This is a genomic window from Streptomyces sp. NPDC049879 (assembly GCF_044461265.1).
Classification (GTDB): domain Bacteria; phylum Actinomycetota; class Actinomycetes; order Streptomycetales; family Streptomycetaceae; genus Streptomyces.
Window position 1 is genome coordinate 278,125 of record NZ_JBITKT010000001.1, and the last position, 24,416, is coordinate 302,540.

General features: G+C 72.9%; 22 protein-coding genes. 8 read left to right on the forward strand and 14 right to left on the reverse strand.

Annotated features, from left to right (window positions below; translation table 11 throughout):
• The first annotated feature begins 29 nt into the window (after positions 1-29).
• Positions 30-920: an acyl-CoA thioesterase gene (locus tag ACIBPC_RS01260; RefSeq protein WP_398840444.1), complete on the forward strand. Its 891-nt coding sequence runs from the start codon at positions 30-32 to the stop codon at positions 918-920.
• Here ACIBPC_RS01260 and ACIBPC_RS01265 read toward each other — a convergent pair.
• The 5 genes from ACIBPC_RS01265 to ACIBPC_RS01285 form a co-directional block, all read right to left on the reverse strand.
• Entirely contained in the window at positions 847-1,785 is a 939-nt protein-coding gene (locus ACIBPC_RS01265; protein ID WP_362964763.1) for a GNAT family N-acetyltransferase, read from the reverse strand. The genes ACIBPC_RS01260 and ACIBPC_RS01265 overlap by 74 nt on opposite strands.
• Positions 1,782-2,570: a phosphatase gene (locus ACIBPC_RS01270; protein WP_362964761.1), complete on the reverse strand. Its 789-nt coding sequence runs from the start codon at positions 2,568-2,570 to the stop codon at positions 1,782-1,784. The genes ACIBPC_RS01265 and ACIBPC_RS01270 overlap by 4 nt, the downstream gene beginning before the upstream one ends.
• A gap of 24 nt (positions 2,571-2,594) precedes the next feature.
• Entirely contained in the window at positions 2,595-3,821 is a 1,227-nt protein-coding gene (locus tag ACIBPC_RS01275; RefSeq protein ID WP_398840446.1) for a low temperature requirement protein A, read from the reverse strand.
• A 158-nt stretch (positions 3,822-3,979) separates the two neighbouring features.
• On the reverse strand, positions 3,980-4,174 hold the full coding sequence (locus ACIBPC_RS01280; protein ID WP_362964757.1) for a DUF3618 domain-containing protein: 195 nt from the start codon (positions 4,172-4,174) through the stop codon (positions 3,980-3,982).
• A complete protein-coding gene (locus ACIBPC_RS01285) occupies positions 4,150-4,545 on the reverse strand; it encodes a phage holin family protein (protein ID WP_362964755.1) in 396 nt (131 codons plus the stop codon). The genes ACIBPC_RS01280 and ACIBPC_RS01285 overlap by 25 nt, the downstream gene beginning before the upstream one ends.
• Before the next feature lie 267 nt (positions 4,546-4,812).
• On the opposite strand from ACIBPC_RS01285, the gene ACIBPC_RS01290 reads away from it, so the two are divergent.
• Both ACIBPC_RS01290 and ACIBPC_RS01295 read left to right on the forward strand, forming a co-directional pair.
• Entirely contained in the window at positions 4,813-8,547 is a 3,735-nt protein-coding gene (locus tag ACIBPC_RS01290; protein WP_398840449.1) for a hypothetical protein, read from the forward strand.
• Positions 8,548-8,649: 102 nt separating this feature from the next.
• The gene (locus tag ACIBPC_RS01295) at positions 8,650-9,822 is read left to right on the forward strand and encodes a methyltransferase domain-containing protein (protein ID WP_398840450.1); all 1,173 of its coding nucleotides are present in this window, start codon (positions 8,650-8,652) and stop codon (positions 9,820-9,822) included.
• On the opposite strand, the gene ACIBPC_RS01300 is transcribed toward ACIBPC_RS01295, so the two are convergent.
• The gene (locus ACIBPC_RS01300; RefSeq protein WP_398840452.1) at positions 9,815-10,753 is read right to left on the reverse strand and encodes a GlxA family transcriptional regulator; all 939 of its coding nucleotides are present in this window, start codon (positions 10,751-10,753) and stop codon (positions 9,815-9,817) included. The genes ACIBPC_RS01295 and ACIBPC_RS01300 overlap by 8 nt on opposite strands.
• 198 nt (positions 10,754-10,951) lie before the next feature.
• On the opposite strand from ACIBPC_RS01300, the gene ACIBPC_RS01305 reads away from it, so the two are divergent.
• The 3 genes from ACIBPC_RS01305 (at position 10,952) to ACIBPC_RS01315 (ending at position 13,257) form a co-directional block, all read left to right on the forward strand.
• Positions 10,952-11,647, forward strand: a complete 696-nt coding sequence (locus ACIBPC_RS01305) for a DJ-1/PfpI family protein (protein ID WP_398840453.1) — start codon at positions 10,952-10,954, stop codon at positions 11,645-11,647.
• 63 nt (positions 11,648-11,710) lie between these two features.
• Positions 11,711-12,061 (forward strand): hypothetical protein, encoded by a 351-nt coding sequence (locus ACIBPC_RS01310; RefSeq protein WP_398840454.1) that lies wholly within the window; start codon positions 11,711-11,713, stop codon positions 12,059-12,061.
• A gap of 92 nt (positions 12,062-12,153) precedes the next feature.
• Complete coding sequence (locus ACIBPC_RS01315) at positions 12,154-13,257, forward strand: methyltransferase domain-containing protein (RefSeq protein WP_398840456.1); 1,104 nt, start codon at positions 12,154-12,156, stop codon at positions 13,255-13,257.
• Positions 13,258-13,297: 40 nt separating this feature from the next.
• Here ACIBPC_RS01315 and ACIBPC_RS01320 read toward each other — a convergent pair whose 3' ends face one another.
• The 3 genes from ACIBPC_RS01320 to ACIBPC_RS01330 are packed head-to-tail and all read right to left on the reverse strand — an operon-like array spanning position 13,298 to position 14,546.
• A complete protein-coding gene (locus ACIBPC_RS01320) occupies positions 13,298-13,492 on the reverse strand; it encodes a DUF397 domain-containing protein (protein WP_398840458.1) in 195 nt (64 codons plus the stop codon).
• A gap of 26 nt (positions 13,493-13,518) precedes the next feature.
• Positions 13,519-13,713, reverse strand: coding sequence for a DUF397 domain-containing protein (locus tag ACIBPC_RS01325; RefSeq protein ID WP_398840460.1), 195 nt, complete (start codon positions 13,711-13,713; stop codon positions 13,519-13,521).
• On the reverse strand, positions 13,710-14,546 hold the full coding sequence (locus tag ACIBPC_RS01330) for a Scr1 family TA system antitoxin-like transcriptional regulator (protein ID WP_398840462.1): 837 nt from the start codon (positions 14,544-14,546) through the stop codon (positions 13,710-13,712). Before ACIBPC_RS01330 ends, ACIBPC_RS01325 begins: the two co-directional genes overlap by 4 nt.
• A 141-nt stretch (positions 14,547-14,687) precedes the next feature.
• Between ACIBPC_RS01330 and ACIBPC_RS01335 the strand changes: the two genes are divergently transcribed.
• Entirely contained in the window at positions 14,688-14,951 is a 264-nt protein-coding gene (locus ACIBPC_RS01335) for a hypothetical protein (protein WP_398840464.1), read from the forward strand.
• A 23-nt stretch (positions 14,952-14,974) separates the two neighbouring features.
• On the opposite strand, the gene erm is transcribed toward ACIBPC_RS01335, so the two are convergent.
• Both erm and ACIBPC_RS01345 read right to left on the reverse strand, forming a co-directional pair.
• Positions 14,975-15,769: a 23S ribosomal RNA methyltransferase Erm gene (erm, locus tag ACIBPC_RS01340; protein WP_398840466.1), complete on the reverse strand. Its 795-nt coding sequence runs from the start codon at positions 15,767-15,769 to the stop codon at positions 14,975-14,977.
• Between the two features lie 123 nt (positions 15,770-15,892).
• A complete protein-coding gene (locus ACIBPC_RS01345) occupies positions 15,893-16,027 on the reverse strand; it encodes a hypothetical protein (RefSeq protein ID WP_362964733.1) in 135 nt (44 codons plus the stop codon).
• Positions 16,028-16,234: 207 nt separating this feature from the next.
• Here ACIBPC_RS01345 and ACIBPC_RS01350 point away from each other — a divergent pair, with 207 nt between their 5' ends.
• Positions 16,235-19,906 carry an ABC transporter ATP-binding protein gene (locus tag ACIBPC_RS01350; RefSeq protein ID WP_398841739.1) on the forward strand — a complete coding sequence of 1,224 codons (3,672 nt, stop codon included), beginning with the start codon at positions 16,235-16,237 and terminating at the stop codon, positions 19,904-19,906.
• A 335-nt stretch (positions 19,907-20,241) separates the two neighbouring features.
• On the opposite strand, the gene ACIBPC_RS01355 is transcribed toward ACIBPC_RS01350, so the two are convergent.
• From ACIBPC_RS01355 to ACIBPC_RS01365, 3 genes are all read right to left on the reverse strand, one after another.
• The gene (locus tag ACIBPC_RS01355) at positions 20,242-20,763 is read right to left on the reverse strand and encodes a hypothetical protein (RefSeq protein ID WP_362964797.1); all 522 of its coding nucleotides are present in this window, start codon (positions 20,761-20,763) and stop codon (positions 20,242-20,244) included.
• A 790-nt stretch (positions 20,764-21,553) separates the two neighbouring features.
• Positions 21,554-22,111, reverse strand: coding sequence for an NUDIX domain-containing protein (locus ACIBPC_RS01360; RefSeq protein ID WP_398840468.1), 558 nt, complete (start codon positions 22,109-22,111; stop codon positions 21,554-21,556).
• Positions 22,108-24,357, reverse strand: a complete 2,250-nt coding sequence (locus ACIBPC_RS01365) for a SpoIIE family protein phosphatase (RefSeq protein ID WP_398840469.1) — start codon at positions 24,355-24,357, stop codon at positions 22,108-22,110. The genes ACIBPC_RS01360 and ACIBPC_RS01365 overlap by 4 nt, the downstream gene beginning before the upstream one ends.
• Positions 24,358-24,416: the final 59 nt, after the last annotated feature.

Consider the following 24,416-nt stretch of genomic DNA (forward strand, 5'->3'; position numbering starts at 1 on the left):
CTCCGGCGCCGGCCGGGCAGAATCGGCGCATGGACCCTACTCTCCAGTACCTGATCGACCTGCTGGACCTCGAACGCATCGAGCAGGACATCTTCCGGGGCGCGAGCCACGCGTCCGTGATCCCCCGGGTCTTCGGCGGCCAGGTCGCCGCGCAGGCGCTCGTGGCGGCCTGCCGGACCGTTCCCGAGGAGCGGCTGCCGCACTCGCTGCACTCGTACTTCCTGCGCCCCGGGGACCCCGGCGCGCCGATCGTCTACACCGTGGACCGGATCAGGGACGGCCGGTCGTTCACGACGCGGCGGGTGGCGGCCGTGCAGCACGGGCAGGCGATCTTCCACCTGTCGGCCTCGTTCCAGGAGCCGGAGGAGGGGCTCGACCACCAGGTGGCCATGCCGGACGCGCCCGACCCGGAGACGCTGCCGCCCGCCGAGGAGCTGCTGCCGCGCTACGCGGACCGCTTCTGGGACCCGGGCGTGGTGGAGCTGCTGCTGGAGGCGCGGCGGGCCATCGACCTGCGGTACGTGGCGGACCCGCCGTTCGCCACGCCGGGCCAGGCGCGGGAGCCGCGTTCCCAGGTGTGGTTCCGGATCGACGGGAAGCTCGCCGGGGAGCACGACACGCCGGTGACGCACGTGGTGCTGGGGACGTATGTCTCGGACATGAACCTGCTGGACTCCGTGCTGCTCGCGCACGGGCGGGGCGGCTGGATGACGGGCGACATCGTGGGCGCCAGCCTGGACCACGCGATGTGGTTCCACCGGCCGTTCCGGGCGGACGAGTGGCTGCTGTACGACACGGACTCGCCGACGTCGCAGGGCGGGCGTGGGCTGGCGCAGGGGCGGATCTTCACGCGGGACGGGCGGCTGGCGGTGTCGGTGGTGCAGGAGGGGCTGATGCGGGTGCCGAGGACCCTGGGGTAGCGGGGCCGAGGGGCCCCCGGCGTACCCAGGTGGTCCACAGCGGGCGGTAGCCGTGGCGGTGCCAGAACGGCCCTGAGACGGGGCTCAGCGCCGCGTAGTGCAGCAGCGTCGCGGGGCAGCCCGCCTCGTCCAGCGCCGCGTGGGCCGTGCGGACCAGTGCCGAGCCGATGCCGTCGCCGCGGTGGGGGGCCGCGACGAGGAGCGAGCTGATGTAGCCGGTGCGCCCGGCGCGCGCCCCCCGCGGGTCCTCGGCGGCGAGCAGCCCGACCACGCGCCGTTGCCGTTCCGCCACCCAGACGAGTGAGCGGGCGAGGCGCAGCCGGATGTTGGCGGCCGTCGAGGGCCGGATGACGCAGGAGCCGAACTGGGCGTCCCAGCGCATGCCGTCCAGCCACAGTCCGGCGGCCTCCGCCGCCCACGCGGGGTCGAAGGGGCGGATCATCGTGCGCGGCCCGGTGCGGGGCGCGGGCAGGGGGCGGCGTGCCGGGCGTACGGCGGCGATGCGCTTGGGCACCATGCCGTGGGCGAGCAGCAGCGGGGTGAGGGCGGCGTCACGGCTGGGCCAGGTGAAGACGGCCTCGCTGTCGTGGCCCAGCGGCGGCAGCGCGTGGTGCCAGGCGGCGAGGAGCGCGCCGAGGGCGGCCGTACGGGCGGGCTCGGGGAGGCGCGGGTCGGGGCAGGCGTGCAGCTGGTACTGCTCGGCGGCGTGCCAGCTCGCGTCGAACGACTCGGGTGCGGGGCGGTGGCGGCGCAGCAGGCCCTCGGCACCGGGGACGCGCAGGGTGATGTCGCCGGGGGCGGGCGCGGGCAGCGGCCGGTGGCGGGGGAGCAGCGGGTCCAGGGCGCCGGCCCGCCGGTGCCTCACCCCAGCCCGGCCGCGTCGAGGAGGTAGGCGGTCATGGGCTCGTAGAAGCGGGGGTTCTCGACGTGGTCGTCGAGGGGCACGCAGACGGACAGGGTGCCCTCCGCCTCGCCGAGGAACAGTGCGGGGTCGTTGCAGTCGGCGTAGCCGATGGTGTCGATGCCGTACTGCGCGGCGCAGCCCGCCCAGCCGTGGTCGGCGACGACCAGCTCCGGCGGGGCCTCGCCCGCCCGTTCCAGCGCGTCGAGGATCTCGGCCATGGGGCGCGGCGAGTGGGTGTGCCACAGGGACGCGCCGCGTTCGTACATCGCGACGCCCGCGAGCTGGGCGACGACGCCCTCGTCCGCCGTCAGGCCGAGGGGGACGGCGACCATGTCGCAGCCCGCGGCGGCCAGGGCGGCGGCCGTGCGGGCGTGGACGTCGAGGAGGCCGCCGGGGTGGCCGGTGGCGACGAGGACGCGGCGGCGTCCGGCGGCGGCCTTGCGCAGGAGCGTGGCGGCGCGGTCGAGGCCGTCCACGGTGAGGTCGGCGTCGATGGTGTCCTGGCCGTGGCGGTGGCCGGGGTCCTCGTCCACGCCGCAGCGCTCGGCCATGACGGCGAGGACGTCCTGCTCGTCGGTCCAGCGGTCGCCGAGTTCGAGGCCGAGCCAGTAGTAGGGGTTGCCGTTCGCCAGTTCGCGGTAGTGCGCGAGGTTGTTCTCGCGCGGGGTCGCGACGTCCCCGGCGATCCGGGTGCGGATCAGGTGCTCGATCAGTTCCGGGCGGGTGGGGACGGGCGCGGTCGGCATACGGCCAGTATCGCCCGGAGGGGGTCATTCCCGTACGGGTGTCTCCGAGCTGTGATCTGGGCTGTGGTCCGCGCCGTGGTCGGTGTGCTCGCGCCGGGCGGCGCGGTGCGAGGCGATGACGCCGAACGCGGTGAGCGCCGTCGTCACCAGGCCCGTCACCAGGCCGGGGGCGCGGGTGAACGTTCCGGCGAGGACGAGCATCGCGGCGGCGGGGAAGCGTACCGAGTCGAGGGTCCGCGCGTGGTGCGGGCGGAACTGGAGGGCCCACAGCGTCAGCAGGTAGACGGCGACGGGGACGGTGAGGGTGGCCGCCGCAGCGGTGGGGCCGAGGTGGCCGTGGTGGGTGACATGGTCGGCGTTCACGGCGAGGCCGGCGCCCACGGCGGTCGCCGACGCAAAGACCAGGTAGTGCCCGTAGCCCCAGACGAAACCGGCGCGGGGGGAGGTCAGGATGTGCTCGGCGGGGCGGGCGAAGTACAGCCACCACATGCAGAAGACGGTGAGCAGTCCGCCGCCCGCCAGCACGTACAGCCGCACGTTCGCTGTGTCCGCGTCCAGTGAGCTCTGCACAGCGCGGGACGCGGCGAACACCGACTCACCGAGGACGATCATGGTGAACGAGCCGTAGCGCTCGGCGATGTGCCCGGGGTGCCACGGAGTGCGGTGGGCGCGTTCACCGATCAGCGGTACGGACACGTCCAGCAGTGCCAGCACGGGGAAGAGCGGCATCTGCGCGCCGGGCGGGAGGAGCAGCCACAGCAGCCACAGTGTCTGGACGACGGCGAGTCCGGTGGCGAAGCGGTAGGACGAGCCGCGTCCCTCGGGGTCTCCGAGCGCGGCGCGCAGCCACAGGGAGATCAGCGCGACGCGGCCGACCGTGTAGCCCACCGTCACGAGCGCGTAGTCGCCCTCGTCGAACGCGCGGCGCACGCCCGAGGCCAGGATCAGGGCGCCGGTGATGGTGACCAGGGCGGCGACGCGGTAGGCGACGTCGTCCGTGTCGTAGGCGGACGCGAACCAGGTGAAGCCCATCCAGGCCCACCAGAGCGCGAAGAAGGCGGCGAGGTAGCCGGGGACGGCGTGGCCGATGCGGTCGTCGGTGAGGAAGTGGTGCAGGACGGAGGAGATCTGCGCGACGGCGACGACGAAGCAGAGGTCGAAGAAGAGTTCCAGGGGGGTGGCGGTGCGGTGCTCCTCGTCGCGGTCGCGGGCGGTCATCCGCCGGTGCCAGAGGTGGTGGTGCGTGCCCATCGTTCCGCCCGTTCCGCTGCCCGTCGTTTCCGCTGCCCGTCGTGCCGGTGGGGAATGCCCCGGTATGCACCGGTGTCGTCGTACGGGCATTGTGCACGGGCGGACGGCCGGCCGGTGGGTACCGGTCGGCCGTGCGTCACGCGGTCCCCCGCGCGGGGTCAGCCGTGGCGCCGGGACACGCGGCGCAGGGCGCGTTCCGCCGTGTCGCGGACCCGTTCGCCCCGGCGGCGGGCGATCCCGGCCGGGTGGACCTTGCGGACCAGCGCGTCCAGGTCGGCGCCGAGGCGGGCGCGGGTGTGCTTGATGTCGTTCTTCAGCTGGTCGGATGTCACCGAGTGGGATGACGGGCCCATTCCGCGTCCTCCTTCAGGCTTGCGACGGTCTTCGGCGCGGCGCCGAGGCCGCGCAGGCGCGACCGTCCGGCGACGGCGAGCACGAGCCCGATGACGGCCCAGGCGCCCGCCACGATCAGCGCCGCCCACACCTCGTCGAGCACGTGGGCCAGCGCGAACACACCGGCCAGCGATCCGAAGAGGACGGCCAGCAGACCGGCGAATCCCGCGACGCCGAACATCCCGGCGGAAGAGCCCGCCCGGACGGCCTCCTCGCGGATCTCCGTCTTCGCCAGCGCGGTCTCCTGGCGGAACAGCGTCTCCACGTCGGACGTCACATCGGACACCAGCTCGCCGACGGACGGGTCGCGCGTGGGCGTTGACCGCGACATTCCACACCTCCAGGGGTTCGGGTGTCGGTCCGGCAGTGCCCCGTGTCACACCGGCCGGGTCGCGCGACGGGTAACCAGCGGTTCCCCGTCCGAAACGGCGCACGCCGGATGCCGTGCGCCCCCCGTGCAGCGGCTTTCCCGCGCGGCGGCCGGACGGCGGCGGGGGAGCCGTTACGGTAAGCGACCATGAGAGTCCGAATTGTGGGGCGAAGTCCCGTTTCGCGCGGTCCCGTTTCGCGCAGTCCCGTTGCGCGAAGTCTGCTGGAGGTGCGGCGGCTGGCCGGGGCGGGTCTCGGCGCGCTGGGCCTGACGGCCGCCGCCCTCGTCGCGCCGCCCGCGGCGCTGGCGCAGCCGGTGGGCCCGCCGCTGGTCAGCGAGACCTTCACCGGCGCGACGGCCGACGGCAACTTCACCGGCTACGGCGCGGCCTGCCTGACCGGCGCCCCCGCCGGGGCCACCCCGCCCGCGGGCGGCCATCCGCTGGAGGGCTGCCCGGCCGACTCGGTGGGTCCCGTCCCGCCGACGGACGGCGCCCCGTACGGCTACCTGCGGCTGACCGACGCGTCGAACGACCAGACGGGCGCCGTGCTCTACGGCCAGGCGATCCCGGCGACGCAGGGCCTCGTGGCCACGTTCGAGCAGTGGCAGTACGGCAACACGACGGCGGGTCCCGCGGACGGCATCTCGTTCTTCCTCATCGACGGCTCGGCGTCCCTCACGGCGCCCGGCGCGTTCGGCGGCAGCCTCGGGTACGCGCAGAAGACCCCGGACGGCCAGCCGGACGGCCCGATCCAGCCGGGCGTCAACCGCGGCTACCTCGGCGTCGGACTCGACGTCTTCGGCAACTTCTTCGGCGACGCGGAGCAGCGCGGCAACGGCTGCGCGCAGCGCTCGCCGTCCGGCACCCAGACCCAGGCCCCGGCGCCGAACGTGATCACCCTGCGCGGCCCCGGCAACGGGACGCAGGGGTACTGCTTCATCACCGCCACGACCAGCAACTTCACCACCACGGGACCGTGGCCCTCCACGCTGCCCGGCCAGTTGCAGGGCCCGACCACCTCGCTCCCGGCGGACGTCACGCCGCAGCAGGCCGAGACGCTCCTCGAACCGTCGCGCCGCACGGTCACGGTCGAGGTCAGCCCCGCGCCCGACCCGGTCGTGACGGTCACGGTGGACTTCAACGACGGGGCGGGCCCGCAGCAGGTGCTGTCCGCGCCCGCGCCCGAGCCGGTGCCGGACACGTACAAGTTCGGCTTCGCGGCCTCCACAGGCGGCTTCACGGACGTCCACCTGATCAGGAACGTCACGGTCAGCTCGGCCGCCGCGCTGCCGCAGCTGAACCTGATCAAGCAGATCCCGGCCGACGCCGGGCTGCCCGACCCGGTGCCGGTCGGGACGCGCGTGCCGTACGAGTACGTCGTCACCAACAGCGGGAACACCGACATCGCGGATCTCGTGGTCACCGACGACCACGTCACGGATGTGGTGTGCCCGGACACGACACTGTCGCCCGGCGAAAGCGTGACCTGCACGGGCAGTTACGTGGTGACGGCGGCGGACGGCGACGCCGGTTCCGTCACCAACACGGCGACGGCCACCGGTACTTCGGACGGTGACACGGTCACCTCGCCGCCGGACGACGCGACCGTGGACGTCGCTCCGGCGCCGAGCCCGGCCATCCACCTGGACAAGGAGGAGACCTTCCCGGGGACGACGTACGAGGTCGGCCAGCGGATCGACTACACGTACACGGTCACCAACACGGGCAACACCGAGATCACCGGCATCACGGTGGACGACGACGTCGTCGAGGACGTGACGTGTGCCGAGACGACGCTGGCGCCGGGCGCGAGCACGACCTGCACCGGCAGCCACGTCGCCACACCGGAGGACGGCGACCGCGGCCAGGTGGTCAACATCGCGACGGCCAGCGGCACTTCGGACGGCGGCACGGTCACCTCGCCGCCGGACAGCGTGGCCGTGCCCGTCATCCCGCGTCAGACGCCCTCGCTCGGCATCGAGAAGTCGGTGCTGGACCCGCGTGTCTACCAGGTCGGCGACCAGGTGTTCTACGAGTACGTGGTCACCAACACCGGCAACACCGAGATCACCGGCGTCTACGTCCAGGACGACCGTGTCGGCCGTGTCACCTGCCCGCAGACGGTGCTGTCGCCGGGCGAGAGCACGACGTGCCAGGCCGTCTACGTGGTGGACGCCGGGGACGCCGAGGCCGGGTCGGTCACCAACACGGCGACGGCGAACGGGGACTTCAACGGCACGCCGGTCGTCTCGCCGCCGGACTCGGTGACGGTCGCCGTCGCCGCGCCCGCGCCCGGCCTGGTGATCGAGAAGGCGGCGGACGCGCCGGGCCCTTACGGCGTCGGCGACACGATCGACTACACGTACACCGTGACCAACAGCGGCAACACCGTGATCACCGATCTGACCGTCCAGGACGACCGCGTGACCGGTGTGACCTGCGCGGAGACGGAGCTGTTCCCCGGCCAGAGCACGACGTGCACCGGCAGCTACGTGGTCACGGAGGCGGACTCCGACACCGGGTCGGTCACCAACACGGCGACGGCAAACGGGGACTTCAACGGCACGCCGGTCGTCTCCCCGCCCGACACCGTCACCGTCCCCGTCAACCCGGTGGCGGAGCCGTCGCTCCACCTGGACAAGGCGCCGGACGCGCCGGGCCCTTACGACGTCGGCGACACGATCGACTACACCTACACGGTGACCAACACCGGCAACACCACGATCACCGGTGTGACGGTCGAGGACGATCTCGTGCCGGATGTGACATGCGCGGCGACAACGCTGGCGCCGGGCGAGAGCACGACGTGCACCGGCAGCTACGTGGTCACGGAGGCGGACGCCGACACCGGGCTCGTCACCAACACGGCGACGGCAAACGGGGACTCCGGCGGCACGCCGGTCGTCTCGCCGCCCGACACCGTCACCGTCCCGGTCAACCCGCCCGCCCTGCCGGGCCTGATGATCGACAAGTCCGCGGGCGACCCCGGTCCGTACGAGGTGGGTGACACGATCGAATACACCTACACGGTGACCAACACCGGCAACACCACGATCACCGGTGTGACGGTCGAGGACGATCTCGTGCCGGATGTGACATGCGCGGCGACAACGCTGGCGCCGGGCGAGAGCGCCACGTGCACCGGCAGCCACGTCGTGACGGCGGCGGACGGCGACGCCGGTTCCGTGGCCAACACGGCGACGGCGAACGGCGATTCGGACGGCACGCCGGTGGAGTCCCCGCCGGACACCGTGACCGTACCCGTCAACGAGCCGGCCCGCCCGGGCCTGCTCATCGAGAAGGCCGCCCTCGACCCAGGTCCCCACCGGGTCGGCGACACGATCGAGTACGAGTACCTCGTGGTCAACAGCGGCAACACGACGATCACCGGGCTCACCGTCGACGACGACCGTGTGACCGGCGTGACCTGCGCCGTGACCACGCTGGCGCCGGGCGAGTTCACCACCTGCACCGGCAGCTACGTCGTCACCCAGGAGGACGTGGACGCCGGGTTCGTCACCAACCACGCGGTGGCGGAGGGCGAATCGGACGGTACGCCGGTCGTCTCGCCGCCGGACTCCGTGACGGTCCCGACCGAACCGTCCGACGAGGGCGGCCTCCACCTGAAGAAGAAGGCGAAGCACGAGGGCCCGTACAAGTTCGGCGAGACGGTGCACTACCTCTACGTGGTCACCAACGAGACGGACCGGACGCTCGACGGCCTGACCGTCGAGGACGACCTGATCGCCGACGTCACCTGCCCGGACACCACGCTGGAGCCGGGCGAGAGCGTCACCTGCAAGGGCAGCTACAAGGTCGAGAAGGCCCCGGGCGTCTGCGGGCACCTCACGAACCACGCCGTCGCCACGGCGGACGGCGTGCGGTCCAACGAGGCCAGCGCGACCGTGAAGCTGAAGAAGTCCTGCGACAAGGAGCACAAGCCGCACGAGGCGGCGCTGTAACCCCGTCCCCCCACCACACCCGCGTCCCCCGGTGCGCCACCGCACCGGGGGACGCGGCACGTTTCCCTGCGCGGTGGGGGCATGTCCCCTAACGTCCTGACCGTGATCACCTCTTACGCCCCCGAGGCCGGGATCGCCCGTCTCCTCGACGGTGCCGCCGCCTGCCTCGGCCACGCCGTGCCGCCCGAGTGGGCGGACGCGTTCCGGGCCGTGCCCCGGCACCGGTTCCTGCCCGGCCGGGTGTGGCTGTCCGACCAGGCCGCCGGTTACGTGCCGTGCGACCGCGACCGCGATCCTGAACGCTGGTGGGCCGCCGCGTACGGCGACGCCAGCGTGGTCACCCTGGTCGCCGAGGAGGGCGACGGCTACCGGCGCCCCCTGTCCTCCGCCTCGGCCCCGGGCGCCGTGGTGCGCATGCTCGAACTGGCCGCTCCCGTCCCGGGGTTCCGCGTGCTGGAGATCGGCGCGGGGACCGGATTCCACGCCGGTCTGCTGGCGCACCGGCTCGGCGAGGACGCGGTGACGAGTGTCGATCTCGACGCCGGACTCGTGGAACGGGCGCGCCGCAATCTGGCGGGCGTCGGCCTGCGCCCCCGGGTCGAGTGCGCGGACGGCGCCGGGGGTTGGCCGGAGGGGGCGCCGTACGACGTGGTCGTGGCGACGTGTTCGGTACGGGCCGTCCCGCACGCCTGGGTGGCGCAGACGCGGCCCGGGGGGCGGATCGTCACGCCCTGGGACTCCGCCTGGGGTGCCTACGGGACGCTCGCCCTGACGGTTCGGACCGGCGGCGTTGCGGAGGGCCGTTTCCGCTCCTTCGGCGCCTACATGCCGCTGCGCGATCCGGCCGCGTCCGGCGGTGGTCTGGTGCGCGACACGTCCGGCATGGCCGGGGCCGATGACGGGGTGACGGCCCTGTCGCCCTGGGCGGTGGCGGGGGAGGACCTGGACGCGCAGTTCGCCTTGGGACTGCTCGCGCCGGGGGTGTGGCACGCGTGGGACGCCGAGCCTGGGGAGGCGGGCGTGGCGGTGCGGCTGGTGCTGGCGGACGAGGCCGGGGAGTCGTGGGCGTGCATCGACTACGACGGCGAGCGCCACGACAGTTTCCGCACGCGGCAGTCCGGCCCGCGCCGCCTAGCGGACGAGGTGATGGCGGCACACAACTGGTGGACGGCGCAGGGCCGCCCGGACGTCAGCCGCTTCGGCGCGACCGTCACCCCTGACGGCCACACACTGTGGCTCGACCACCCGGACCACCCGTGCCCACCCGTCAGCTGAACGTGCGCCGGTAGGTCTGCGGGCTGACGCCGGTGGTGCGCTTGAAGCGCTCGCGGAAAGCGGTGGGCGAGCCGAACCCGACCTGGTGGCCGATGCGTTCGACGGAGTGCCCGGTGGTCTCCAGCAGGTGCTGCGCCTGGCGGATGCGGGCCCGGTGGAGCCACTGCAACGGGGTGGTGCCGGTCACGTGGTGGAAGCGCCGGATCAGGGTGCGGGTGCTGGTCCCGCACTGCGCGGCGATGTCGCCCAGGGTGAGGTCGCGGGCGAGGTTCTCCCGCAGCCAGGCCAGCAGCGTCTCCAGCTCGGACCCCTGCGGGGCGACGGCGTGGTCGTGCACGATGAACTGTGCCTGGCCGCCCTCGCGTTCGAGCGGCATCACGGACAGGCGGGCGGCGTCGGCGGCGACGGCCGAGCCGTAGTCACGGCGGATCATGTGCAGGCACAGGTCCAGTCCGGCGGCGGCGCCCGCCGAGGTGAGGAACTGGCCGTTGTCCACATAGAGCACGTCCGCGTCGACGGTGAGGTCCGGGTGCAGGGCGGCCAGCAGGTCCGCCGCGCGCCAGTGGGTGGTGACGCGCAGCCCGTCGAGGAGGCCGGTGGCCGCGAGGGGGAACGTGCCCACGCACAGCGAGGCGATCCGTGTCCCGGACGCGGCGGCCGACCGGAGGGCGTCGCGTACGGCAGGGGGGAGCGGGGTGGTGGGGTCGGCGATGCCCGGCACGATGATCGTGTCCGCGTCCGCCAGGCCCTCCAGGTTCCACGGCGCGCGGAGGGTGAAGGCGCCCGCGTCGATCTCGTCGCGTTCCGCGCAGACCCGCAGCCGGTAGCCGGGCCGCCCGTCGGGCAGGCGGGTCCGGGTGAAGACCTCGATCGGCGTGGACAGGTCGAACGGGATCACCTGGTCCAGCGCGAGGACGGCGACGGTGTGCATGGCGGAAACCTCCCTGTCCGGGCCATGGCGAGCCCTGGGCCGATGGGGCCGTATGCCCATGTGACAGCGGTTTCGGTACGGGCGGAAGGGCGTGGCACTTTTCCGTTGAAGTATGTCACTGCTGCCACTGGGCGGTCGAGTGGTCGGCCTGTTGACTTGCCTCACGACCCAGCCGACCCGGTTCCGGAGGAACGCGCCATGCACGTCCAGATCGCCCTGTTCGACGGCTTCGACCCGCTCGACGCCGTCGCCCCCTACGAGGTGCTGTACGCGGGCGGCATGGCCACGGACGGCGCGGTGAGCGTGGAACTGGCCAGCGCGCAGGGACCCCGCGAGGTGGTCAGCGGCACCGGGGGGCTGGTGCTGCGCGCCACCGCCGCCCTCGACCCGGGGCGGGCGGACATGATCCTGGTACCCGGCGCCTCGGGCCGCGTCGGTGAGCCCGGGGAGGTCCCGGACGAGGAGGCGGCGGCGGGCGCGGGCGAGTGGCAGCGGGACGCGTTCGTCCCCGTGCTGCTCGGCCGGACGCTGACCACCGGGCTGCCCGCGCTCCTGCAGCAGGCGATGGACGATCCGGACGTGACCGTGGCCGCCGTCTGCGGCGGCTCGCTCGTCCTGGCCATGGCCGGTCTGCTGGAGGGGCGGCACGCCACCACGCACCACATGGGCCTCGACCTGCTGGACGCCACCGGGGCCCACGCGGTACGCGCCCGTGTCGTCGACGACGGCGACCTGATCACGGGGGCCGGCGTCACCTCCGGGCTCGACCTCGGCCTGTACCTGCTGGAACGCGCGGCCGGCCCGCGCGTCGCGCACGCCGTCGAGGAGCTGTTCGCCTACGAACGGCGCGGCACCGTCTGGCGCGCCGAGGGCACCGTCCCCGGCACCCTCTGAACGCCCCCACCGCGTCTGTGGCGCATCGGAAGAACGAAAGAACGAGAAAGAAGGAGCACCACCATGCCTGTCGAAGGCACCTGGGACCTGTCCATCTCCACCCCCATCGGCAAGATCAAGGCCGTGGTGGAACTGCGCGGGCAGGACGACGGCACCCTGACCGGCGTCGCGCACGGAACCGGCGAGGAGGTGCCTCTCCGCGACATCGCGCTCGACGGCGGGCGGCTCATCTGGAAGCAGGCCATCACCAAGCCGATGCGGCTCAACCTGGCCTTCGACGTGACCGTGGACGGCGACACCCTCAAGGGCACTTCGAAGGCCGGACGCCTCCCGTCCTCGAAGGTCACCGGCACACGCCGGACACCTGTGGAACCCCCCGCCCAGCCGATCCACACCACGCCGACGAGGGAGTGACGGCCGCAGTCTGGGCACCACCGACCTCCCATGAAAGGCGTGTTCGGCATGTCACCATGGGTGAGTTCGTAGGTGATCGGCAAGGAGGGCCCATGGGCGAGCGCCGCGATCTGGACTCCGCCATGGCGGCGGCCGGTTGCTGGCCTGAGCGTTCCCCGTGGATCAGGGAGGCCATGGCGGGCCTGCCCCGTCACCACTTCGCCGCCGAACGCCTCTGGCGCTGGGACGGGTACGCGTACCTGCCGGTGGACCGGGCCGCCGATCCCGAGGGGTGGGTGGCCGAGGTCTACGGGACACTCCACGATGCGGCGATCACCCAACTCGCCGACGGCTCCCCGTCGTCCAGCCTGTCCGCCCCGTCCATCGTGGCGGACATGCTCGACTCGCTGCGCGTGGAACCTGGACACCGGGTGCTCGAACTCGGCTCGGGGACGGGGTGGAACGCCGCGCTGCTCGCCCAACGGGCCGGTTCCGGGCAGGTGGTTTCGGTCGAGGTGGACAGCGGCCTCGCCGCCGCCGCGCGGGAACGGTTGGAGCGGGCGGGGGTCAAGGCCGCGATCGAGGTCGGTGACGGCGCGGCCGGCTGGCCCGCCGGGGCGCCGTTCGACCGGGTGATCGCGACGTACGCGGTGGAGGAAGTCCCGTGGGCGTGGGTGGAGCAGACGGTCCCCGGCGGGCGGATCGTCGTGCCCTGGGGGCAGTTGGGGAACGTGGCGCTGACCGTTGCCGCCGATGGCCGCTCGGCGTCCGGGCGGATTCAAGGGCTGGCCACGTTCATGCCCGACCGGGCCGCCACCGGCGCTCTGGCATGGCAGCAGATCCGTGGCGATGGGCCCGCCGAACGGAAACGCCCCCTGACGCGCGACCTCGCGCCCCTGCACGCCAATTGGCACCTGCGGTTCGCCCTGCGGGTGGCGCTGCCCACTGCGCGGGTGATTACCAAGAACGAGGGCGGTGTGGTGACGGCCTGGGTGCACGACGGCGCGTCGTCCTGGGCGACACTCGACGGCTCCGGGGCCATGACGTACGGCGGCGGCCCGCGTGATCTCGTGGCGGAGTTGGACCACGCCTGGACCCACTGGACCGAGGCGGGAACACCGGACTACAGCGACTTCGGCCTGACCGTGGAACGGGACGCTGGCCAGACCGTCTGGTGCAGGAACCCATCGGCGGGCCCCTACTGGCCCACCACGTAGCCGGGCCCCCAACAACGTCGGTTGTTGGGGACCCGTTGGCCTACTTGAGGCGCTGGAGGAAGCTGGCCCAGGCGGGGGTGGTGAAGGTGAGGACGTGGCCTGCGCGGTCCTTGGTGTCCCGCACGGGGTGGATGCCTGGGATGTTGCGCGCTACCTCGACGCAGCTTCCGCCCGTCGTGTTGGTGTAGCTGGAGGTATGCCACTCGGCGGTACGGGTGTCGAAATCGGTTCCCATTTACCGGTCCTCCTATAGCGGTTGTCCTACTTCAGGTGCTTCAGGAAGGTTGCCCAGGTGGCGGTGGAGAACGTGAGGACGTGGCCCGTGCGGTCCTTGGTGTCCCGCACGGGGTGCATGCCTGAGATGTCGCGTGCTACCTCGACACAGTCGCCGCCCGTCCCATTGGAGTAGGTGGAGGTGTGCCACTTGGCGGTGCTCAGGTCGAGGTCCTTGCTCACGAGTTTCTGAGGTCCTTCACGGTGGATTCAATGAGTTGCAGAGACGCCTTCGGCGACAAGGCGACAGCCTTGACGTAATCGTAGGACTTCTGAAACCCGTCCACCAATGTTGGGACGTCGAGCAACTGACCCGTGTGATCGGTCTCCATGTAGGCGACAGGAGGAGCGTCGCTGAAGGTCATGAGCTTGAGATTCTGGTTCATAAGGGGAAAGAACCCCTCCGAGAGCGGCACGACCTGAAGTTCCACACGATGATGCGAGCGCGCAGTCTCCAGAAGGTGATCTAGCTGCCCGATCATCACGTCGGCGTCCGATGCAGGGATGCGCAGCGCTGTTTCATGCAGCACGGCCCACAGCAACGGCGGTGTTGAACGCTGGAGAATCTTCTGTCGCCCGAGACGGCCCGAGACGAACTTGTCGATCTGTGCCGCCGGAGCGAAGGGCAGCGTCGCGCGCATCAACGCTCGTGCGTACTGCTCTGTCTGCAACAGGCCAGGCACGAGCATGGGTGCGAACTGGCTGATGGTGTCGGCCTGTTCTTCCAGCTCGGCCACCTTCGCGAAGTACTCCGGGTGCGGCTCGGCCTCGTTGGCGAGCTTGCAGAGGCGTTGTAGGTGCTCGCCAGTGCCGAAGATTTCGTCGAACATCTGCGAGATGTCCAACTGCGGGCGGCGCACGGCGGTCTCGAACTGGCCGATGTAGGCGCCGGAGACGAAGACTTGGGCGCCCAGGTCGTCCTGCGACAGCTTCGCCCCCTCGCGGAGGCGGCGGAGTTCGGCGCCGTAGAAGGCGCGGGGGGAGAGGTACGGGTTGAGTTCCTTGGGACGGGTCATCGCCAACGCTCCTGGCTACACGGTCCTTTGCTGGGTCGAAACCCCTGGCGGAGTCTAACTCCGCACCGTCACGCTGTCAGTGCGGATCGTGATTTCGCAAGAGTGAAAGCCCGTTCGAGACGAAAGAGGTCGAAACCCCCCATGTACTACGGAACGAGGCGGTCCACCAAGGCGTCCACCGAGGCGTTCGCCGCCGCCACGAGCGCGGTGGACGACCTCCAGGACGCGCTCGCCCGCGTCGAGATCGTGCTGCCCTCGCTCGGCGTGGACCTCGTCACGGCGACCTCGCCGCTGCACGCGCGGCCGTTGATCGAGCTGGGGCGGTGCACCATCGAGACGGCCCAGGCGCTCGCCGCCGTCCTCCGGGGCGCCGCCCCCGTCGCCGTCGCGGCCGACCAGGGGTGACGCCCCGCCCCGGGGGCAGGGGACTACCGGCCCCCGGGGTGCGACGGATGCAGGCGGCGGAAGACAGTCAGCCACTGCTCAGGGGAGACGTGCCCCACGGGCGCGGTGTACGGAACGCCCGCCGCGTCCAGCGCGGCCCGTACGTGGTGGGCACGATGCGCGCGGCAGAGCGACGCGTGCAGTGAGCCGCCCACACCGGTGAAGCCCTGTGCGACGAGCGCACGGTACGCGGGCATGGTGCGGGCGGGCAGTAGAGGGGCCGTTCTGCGGTCCAGGTGCAGCAGGGCGGAATCGGTCCGGGGAACCGGGCTGAACAGCTCGCGGCGCAGCCTGGGGCCGAGGCCCCACGTGAACTCGGGCCAGGACTGCACGGTCAGCAGCGGCCACGTACCGAAGCCGCCGGTGCGCTTGCGCGCGAACTCCAGCTGGGTCACCAGCGTGGCGGAGGTGAGCTGCCGGGCGGACAGGCACCAGCGCACGATGTCGGTGGTGCGGGAGTAGGGGATGTTGCCCACCACGGTGAAGGGGGCAGTGGGAGCGGTCGCGTGCAGGAAGTCGCCGGGGACCACGCGCACGTTCGGCAGGCCGTGGAGGCGGCCCGGCAGGCGCGCGGCCAGCTCGCGGTCGATCTCGTACGCGATGACCTGCCGTGTGTGGCGGGCCAGGACGCGCGTCAGGGTGCCCTCGCCCGCGCCAGGCTCCACCACGAGATCGCTCGGTCGTACGCCCGACGCGTGCACGACGGTGCGCAGCGTGGCGGCATGGCGGAGGAAGTTCTGCGAGAGGGTTTTGCGTCGGGAGGGTCGGTGATGTGCCACAGGCGTTGTCCTCGTGAGGAGGACAGGCCGCGCACGGCGGAACGCTGGGGGTAGGGCGGTGCCGCGGCCTGTCCGGTCGTGAAAGGGGACACGGACAGCCCTGGGGCACGGGGAACGGGCGGGCTAGCTGCCGGGCAGGACCTCGTGGACCAGGGCCGGGCGCCGGGCGCGGGGGCGTTCGATGAGGCAGGGGCTCACCGCGGCGGTCCGCGCACAGGCGCGGGTGCCGCGGGTCACCGACGTTCCGAAAGCCGACATGCGCCGCAGGGTACGGAGGCCCGCCGAGGGGCGGCAACCGGTTTTCCTGTGGTGGCGGAGCACGCGGCAAAGTGTTGCGGTGGGATGAAATCACCAGGCCGGGGCGTTGGCTCCGAGGTGGGCCATACGACGGGAAGGGCGACCGTGGGACAGAACGGCGGGTGGGTGAGGCGGCTGACCGCCGTCTGCTGGCGCTACCGGCGCACGATGCTGCTGGCGATCGGCTCGTCCCTGCTGGGCATGGCCGTCATGGCGCTGATGCCCCTGATCACCAAGACGATCATCGACGACGTGGTGGTCGGCGGCGACGGCGGCCTGGGGGTGTGGATCGGGCTGATGATCGCGGGCGCGGTCGTCGTCTACGCGCTCACGTTCATCCGCCGCTTCTACGGCGGCAGGCTCGGCATCGACGTGCAGCACGACCTGCGGACCGAGATGTTCCGCACCATCACGCGGCTCGACGGGCGGCGGCAGGACCAGCTCAGCACCGGGCAGGTCGTCGGCCGCGCCACCAGCGACCTCCAGCTGATCCAGGGCCTGCTGTTCATGATGCCGATGACCATCGGCAACATCGCGCTCTTCGCCGTCTCCCTCACCGTCATGGTCACGCTCTCGCCGCTGCTGACGCTCGTGGCGCTGGCCGTGATCCCCGCGCTGTGGTTCATCACCTCGCGCAGCCGCACCCGCCTCTTCCCCGCCACCTGGGACGCCCAGGCGAAGGCCGGGGAGGTCGCCGGGGTCGTGGACGGCGCGATGAGCGGGGTCCGCGTCGTCAAGGGCTTCGGGCAGGAGGAGCAGGAGACGGGGAAGCTGCGGGCGGTCAGCGCGTCGCTCTTCGGGGCGCGGCTGCGGACCGTGCGGCTCAGCGCGCGGTACACGCCCGCGCTCCAGGCCGTCCCGGCGCTCGGGCAGGTCGCCATGCTGGCGCTGGGCGGCTGGATGGCGACGCGTGGGCAGATCACGCTGGGCACGTTCGTCGCGTTCTCGACCTACCTGGCGCAGCTCGTCGGTCCCGTGCGGATGATGACTGTGATCGTCACCATGGGGCAGCAGGCGCGGGCCGGTGTGGAGCGCGTCTTCGAGCTGATCGACACCGAGCCCGAGATCAAGGAGGCGCCGGACGCACGCGCCCTGCCCGCCGACGCCCCGGCCACCGTCGAGTTCGACCACGTCAGCTTCGGGTACGGCGACAGTGGGCGGCGCGTCCTGGACGACCTGTCGCTGCGCATCGAGCCCGGGGAGACCCTCGCCGTGGTCGGCCGCTCCGGCAGCGGCAAGTCCACGGTCTCGCTGCTGCTGCCGCGTTTCTACGACCCCGACAGCGGGACGATCCGCGTGGGCGGCGAGGACATCCGACAGCTCACGTACGACTCGCTGCGCACGGCCATAGGGCTCGTGCCCGAGGACAGCTTCCTCTTCTCCGACACGCTGCGCGCCAACCTCGCGTACGGGCACCCCGAGGCCACCGACGCGCAGGTACGGGCCGCCGCGCGCGCCGCGCAGGCCGACACGTTCATCTCCGACCTGCCCGAGGGCTACGACACCGTCATCGGCGAGCAGGGCCTCACCCTGTCCGGCGGGCAGCGGCAGCGCGTCGCCCTGGCCCGCGCCATCCTCACCGACCCCCGGCTGCTGATCCTGGACGACGCGACCTCCGCCGTGGACGCCCGCGTCGAGCACGAGATCCACGGCGCGCTGCGCTCCGTCATGGCGGGGCGCACGACACTGCTGATCGCCCACCGGCAGTCCACGCTCCAGCTCGCCGACCGCATCGCCGTGCTGGACGGCGGCCGGCTGGTGGACACCGGCACGCACGAGGAACTCGTCGCGCGCTGCGAGGAGTACCGCGCGCTGCTCGCCGACCCCGGCGAGCTGGGCGGCGTGGAACGCGACCCGGCGGGCCTGGACGGGCCGCCGCCCGCACCCGGGCACGGCGACGTGACCGCCGACGGTGTGACGGCCGCACTGTGGCGGCGGGACAAGGACGCGGCGGACCCGGCACGTTCCGCTGCCTCCGCGCCACCCACCCCTGAGCTGGCCGAGCAGATCGCCGCGCTGCCCCCGGCCACCGACGTACCGGACATCGACGAGGCCCGTGCCGCGCGGCCCGAGCCCGGCGGCTACGGGTTGCGGCGCCTGCTCGGCGGCCTGGGACGGCCGCTGCTGCTGGGGCTCCTGCTGGTCATCGCGGACGCGGTGGCGTCCCTGGTGGTGCCCGTGCTGATCCGCTACGGCATCGACCAGGGTGTGCAGCAGACCGCGCTCGGCGCGGTGTGGGCGGCGGCGGGGATCGCGCTCGTAGTGGTGCTCGTGCAGTGGGCCGTGCAGTACGGCGCGGCCCGTACGGTCGGCCGCACGGGGGAGCGGGCGCTGTACTCGCTGCGCATCAAGATCTTCGCCCAGTTGCAGAGGCTGGGACTTGAGTACTACGAACGGGAGCTTGCCGGGCGGCTGATGACCCGGATGACCACGGACGTGGACGCCCTGACGTCGTTCCTCCAGACCGGACTGGTGCAGGCCCTTGTCGCGGTGATGACGTTCTTCGGCATCATGGGCGTCCTCGTCGCCATCGACATGCAGCTCGCGCTGGTCGTGCTGGCCACGCTGGTGCCGCTGGTCGCGGGCACGGTCGTCTTCCGGCGGCACAGCACGCGCGCGTACGAACTGGCGCGGGAGCGCGTCAGCGGGGTGAACGCGCACCTGCAGGAGTCCGTGGCGGGGCTGCGGATGGTGCAGGCGTTCCGCAGGGAGCGTGACGGGTACGAGCGGTTCACCGAGCGGTCGGACGGGTATCGGCAGGCACGCGTGCACGGGCAGCGGCTGATCTCCGTGTACTTCCCGTTCGTGCAGCTCCTCGCCACCCTGGCGACGGCCGGGGTGCTGATCGTCGGGGCAGGGCGGGTCACGGACGGGACGCTGACGGCGGGCGCGCTGGTCGCGTACCTGCTGTACATCGAGCTGTTCTTCGCGCCCGTGCAGCAGCTCTCGCAGGTCTTCGACGGGTACCAGCAGGCGACGGTGTCGCTCGGGCGCATCCAGGAGCTGCTGCGGGAGGAGACGACCACGCCGCAGGCGGAGGAGCCGGTGGCGGTGCCCACGCTGCGGGGCGAGCTGGAGTTCGACGGCGTGCGGTTCGCGTACCGGGGCGCGGAGGGCGAGGCCCTCACCGGCGTGGACCTGCGGATTCCGGCCGGGCAGACCGTCGCGTTCGTCGGGGAGACGGGCGCGGGGAAATCGACGCTGGTGAAACTCGTCGCCCGGTACTACGACCCGACGGCGGGCGCGGTGCGGGTGGACGGGAAGGACCTGCGGGACCTGGACATCACGGACTACCGGCACCGGCTCGGCGTCGTACCGCAGGAGCCGTACCTCTTCGCCGGGACCATCCGCGACGCCATCGCCTACGGGCGGCCCGACGCGACCGACGCCGAGGTGGAGGCGGCGGCGCGCGCGGTCGGCGCGGACCGGATGATCGCCGGACTCGAAGGCGGCTACCTGCACGCCGTCGCCGAGCGGGGGCGGAACCTGTCCGCCGGGCAGCGGCAGCTCGTCGCCCTCGCGCGGGCCGAACTCGTCCGCCCCGACATCCTCCTGCTGGACGAGGCGACCGCCGCGCTCGACCTCGCCACCGAGGCGCTCGTCACCCGGGCCACGGAACGGCTCGCGGGGAGCAGGACGACGCTGGTCGTCGCGCACCGGCTGACGACGGCGGCGCGGGCGGACCGGGTCGTCGTGCTGGACCACGGGCGGGTCGTGGAGGACGGGACGCACGCCGGGCTGATCGAGGCGGGCGGCCGGTACGCGGCGCTGTGGCGGACGTACGCGGGGGAGGACGAGGGCGGCGGGGAGGACGCGCGCCTGGCGCGGGCCGCGCGCTGACGCGCCGGTGTGGCGGCGGCAACGGGCTCACCGGTCGTGGGCGTCGAGCACCGCGCCCACTCGCCCGGGCCCGGAGTCGCTTTCGGGCGTCGGGACGGGGGTTAGTGGGTGCCGGTGGCGGCCGAGGAGGGTGCGCGGTCCCCGGAACCACCGCTGTCCGGGGCCGGCGGTCGCGCCGTGGGCGGCGGCGGAGGCTTCGAGCGGTCCGAGACAGCGCCCACAGGCGTGGAGCGGTGACGCGCGCGGAGGCGACGCCACCGGCACCGCGAGTGTGACCCGGCGCCCTCCCGCCCGGCGGCACTGACCGGCTTCCGGCCCGGCCGTGCGCGCCGGGTTCACGTCCTGCCGTCGCGCTCCTGGGCCTCGGTGAGGACGGCGGCCGGTGCGGCCGCCCAGTGCGCGTGGCGGACGGGGAAACCGGCGTCGCGGTAGGCGGCGCACACCTGCTGGTCGTCGTCCACGACGACCGACACGGTGCGGCCGCGCGCGAGTTCGCGGAGCAGCTCCGGCTTGGCGATCCTGGCGGGGCGGCGGTCGTCCGCGCGGCGCATCAGGAGGCGGCCGGGCGGGAGGCCGTGCCGCGCGAGCCAGCGCTCGGTGTCGGCGCGGCAGCGCTCGGGGCGGCCGGTGACGTACGCGATCTCGTCGGTCCGCGCGCGCTCGTGCGCCAGGGCGACGCCGTCGTGCAGCGGTGTGTCCTTCGCGGCGTCGCGGAAGAAGGCGTTCCAGTCCTTGGGGCGGGACGCCAGGTGGTGCAGGCGGTGGCGGACGTCGGCGAGGGTGCCGTCGAGGTCGAAGACGGCCAGCGGCCGTTCCTCGCCGGGCCGTTCCTCCGCCGGCCCGCTCCAACGGGCCATCACCTGCTGCGAGTCGCCCTCGGCGACCTCGGCCAGGAAGGCGGCGGCCTGTGTGTCGCGGAGCGTCGCGGTGATGCGGCCGCGCCGTGTGAGGGCCACGGAACCGTCGGGCCGGACGTCGAAGGCGAATCCATCGGGTCGGGACATGCCTTGCACGCTACGGTCCCGGCTTCCCGCGTGCACCCCTTTGCGGACCGCGTGCCGCCCGCGCGTCCGGCCGGTTGTCAGTGGGGGGACTTAGGGTGACGGCATGATCACAAAGTGTTGTGCGGTGGGGGTCTGGATGGCTCTCCGTGCCGTTGCCGTGTGGGGCGCGGTGCTGGCCCTCGCGGGCGGTGTCCCCTGGTGGCCGCTGCCTCTCCCGGCACGGCCGGGCCGCCCGGCGTACCTGCGGGCGGCCCGCTCACACGGCGTACGGGTTGCGGCTGCGTCGTTCGCCTCGGCCCGCGGGGGACCGGCCCGGGGGCCGCCTCGGCCCGCCCGGGGTGCGCCTGGCGCTGCCGCCTCGGGGAGGAAGGCGGGCCGGGCCGGTGACGTCAGCAGGCGGACGTGGGCCAGGTGTCGTCGGCGACGGCGCAGGGAGCGCCGACGACCTCGCCCCCTGCCTGCCGCGTCTCGGTATCCAGCGAGTCCCGGTCAGTGCGACTGCGCGTGAACCTGCTTACTAAAGGCAGCACTTCATCGTGTCCCCCTCCGCCGGTGCGGAGGTCGAGCCGATGCGGTGCTCGTCGGCCTCTGCCGCGTCACCACGCCGGGAGGTGCTGGAAGGCGGGGAAGGCGACGGCAGAGGTCAGAGAGGAGTCGGGTTGTGAGGTGTCGTCAGGGTGAGGAGGTGGGTGTCCACGGTCTGCACGCGGCCCTCGGGCAGGGGTGACGCGGGGTCCCACCAGGCGAGGTCCTCGATCTCGTCGGTGGGGGTGAAGGGCAGGGGCTCGTCGGTCGTGGCCTCGAAGACCGCGCCGTGCAGCACGCGCCGGTCGGGGAGGGACGTCCTGGCGAATCCGGCGAAGCGCAGGGCGTCGGCCGCGATCCGCTGACCCGACTCCTCCCACAGCTCCCTGGCCGCCGCCTCCCTGGCCGTCTCGCCCGGTTCGAGTTTGCCGCCCGGCAGCTCCCAGCAGTCGCGGTGGCGGACGCGGACCAGCAGGGCGCGTCCGGCGTGCCACAGCACCACCAGGCAGTAGCCGACCGGTTCGGTGCCCGGCGTGCCCGTCCATGCCCCGGCGGTGGCTCCGGTGAGGTCCCGCACCGGCCGGGCGCCGCCGAAGGCGGTGTCCTCCGGGAGCCGGGCGAAGCCGAGCAGCCGCATGCCGAGGGGACCGGTGGCCAGAGGCGGTGTCGCGTTCATGCCCCCGAGCCTACGGGCGCGCCCTCGGCAGACAGTTCGGCCCAGATGGTCTTGCCGGTCGGCGTCTGCCGGGTGCCCCAGCGGTCGGTCAGCTGGGCGACGATGAACAGCCCCCGGCCGTTCTCGTCGGTGCTGCGGGCACGGCGCAGGTGCGGTGACGTGCTGCTGGTGTCGGACACCTCGCAGATCAGGGACCGCTCCCGGATGACGCGCAGCTGGATCGGGCCGCCGCCCGCGTGCCGCACCGCGTTGGTCACCAGCTCGCTGATGACCAGCTCGGTCGTGAACACCGACTCCTCCATGCCCCACTCCCTGAGCCGGCCGGTGACCAGCTCGCGGGCCCGGCTCACGGCGGACGGGTCGCCCGGCATCTCCCAGCTCGCGACGTGCGACGCGTCCAGGGCGTGGGTGCGCGCCAGGAGCAGGGCGACGTCGTCGGTCGGCCCGTCGGGGAGCATCGCGGCCAGCACGGTGTCGCAGGCGACCTCCAGGGTGGGCGCCGGGCGGCGCAGGGCGTTGCGCAGGCGCTGCAGGGCGTGCGGGTCGCCGCCGAGCGAGCCCGCCTTGCCGTCGGCGCAGGCCCTGTCCCCCTCGCCGTCCCCGTCGCAGGTGTCGGCGGCCGGTTCGTCCGCTTCGGCGTCCCCCGTGCCGTTCCCCGCGTCGCCTTCCCCGCCGTTCTCGCCGCCGTTCTTCTCGTCCTTCTCCTCGTTCTCCGGCCCGCCGTCCGCCTCCCGCACGCCGTGCAGCAGGCCCTTGGTGTAGAGCGCCAGCAGGCTGTCCTCCGGGAGCATGATCCGCGTGGACTCGAACGGCAGGCCGCCGAGACCGAGCGGCGGCCCCGACGGCACCTCGACGAGGTCCACCCGCCCGTCCGGCAGCACCAGCGCCGGAGCCGGATGCCCGGCGCGCGCCATCGTGCACGTCCGGGACACCGGATCGTAGACCGCGTACAGGCACGTCGCGCCCACCTCGCCGCGCGTCTCCTCCTGCCCCGTCTCGGACCGCAGCCTGATGAGCACGTCGTCCACATGCGTCAGCAGCTCGTCCGGCGGCAGGTCGATGTCGGCGAGCGTGCGGATGGCCGAGCGCAGCCGCCCCATCGTCGCCGACGCGTACAGCCCGTGGCCCACCACGTCGCCCACCACCAGCGCCACGCGGGCGCCGGACAGCTGGATGACGTCGAACCAGTCCCCGCCCACCTCGGCCCCGGTCCCGGCGGGCAGGTACCGGGTGGCGACCTCCACCGCCGACACGTCCGGCAGGCGGCGGGGCAGCAGGCTCTGCTGGAGCGTCAGCGAGGTGCGGTGCTCGTGCGTGTAGCGCCGGGCGTTGTCCACGCAGACGGCCGCCCGCGCGCCGATCTCCTCGGCGAGCAGCACGTCGTCGTTGTCGAACGGCTCGTCCCGCTGGTGCCGGATGAAGATCGTGACACCGAGCGCCGTGCCGCGCGCCACGAGCGGGACGGCGATCGCCGAGTGGAAGCCGTACTGCCGCGCCTTCCTCGCCCGCCGGTCGTCGCGCGTCAGCCAGCCCGCGCGGTCGTCGCCGAGCCGCACGTTGGTCAGGACGGCGCGCCCCGCCGTCAGGCTCTGCGTCAGCAGCGAACTCTCCGGGTACACCGCCGTGCCGCCCGGCCGCAGGACCGCCTCGGGCGAGCCGTCGAGGACCGACCGCTGGGCGATCCGCCGCAGCTCCACGGGGCCGCGCGCGCGGGCGGGCGGCTCGTTCCCGTTGAGCACGTCGTCGAAGAGGTCGACCACGGCGAAGTCGGCGAAGCCGGGGACCGCCACCTCGACGAGGTCCCACGCGGTCTTGTCCACGTCCAGCGTGGACCCGATCCGCGTGCTGGCCACGCTGAGCAGCCGCAGCCGGTCCCTGGCGACCGTCAGCCTGCCGATCCGCACCTCGCGGTTCAGCCGGATGCGGCAGACGACGACGCCCACGACGGTGCCCGCCGCCACCAGCAGGATCGCGATCGAGCGCTCCAGGACCGACAGGTCCCGCACCAGGAACCCGTAGGTGACCAGGATCGCGGCGACGGTGATCACCGCGATGGCCATCGTCTGGCGCAGCGAGAGGAGGGCACCGGCCACGAGCGGGGCGAGCACGGAGTAGCCCGCCAGCCGGGGCGCGCCGAAGTGCGCCGCGAAGACCTGCGCGACCGACAACAGCACGAGGTAGACCACCAGGACGCCGAAGACCGCGTCCTTGCGCTTCATCCCTGGCCGCTGTTCTGGGGAAGCCACCCGGTGCACCTCCCGGCCGGAGTGGACTCGGCCTGTCCGAGCCCGGCCCGATGCGATCA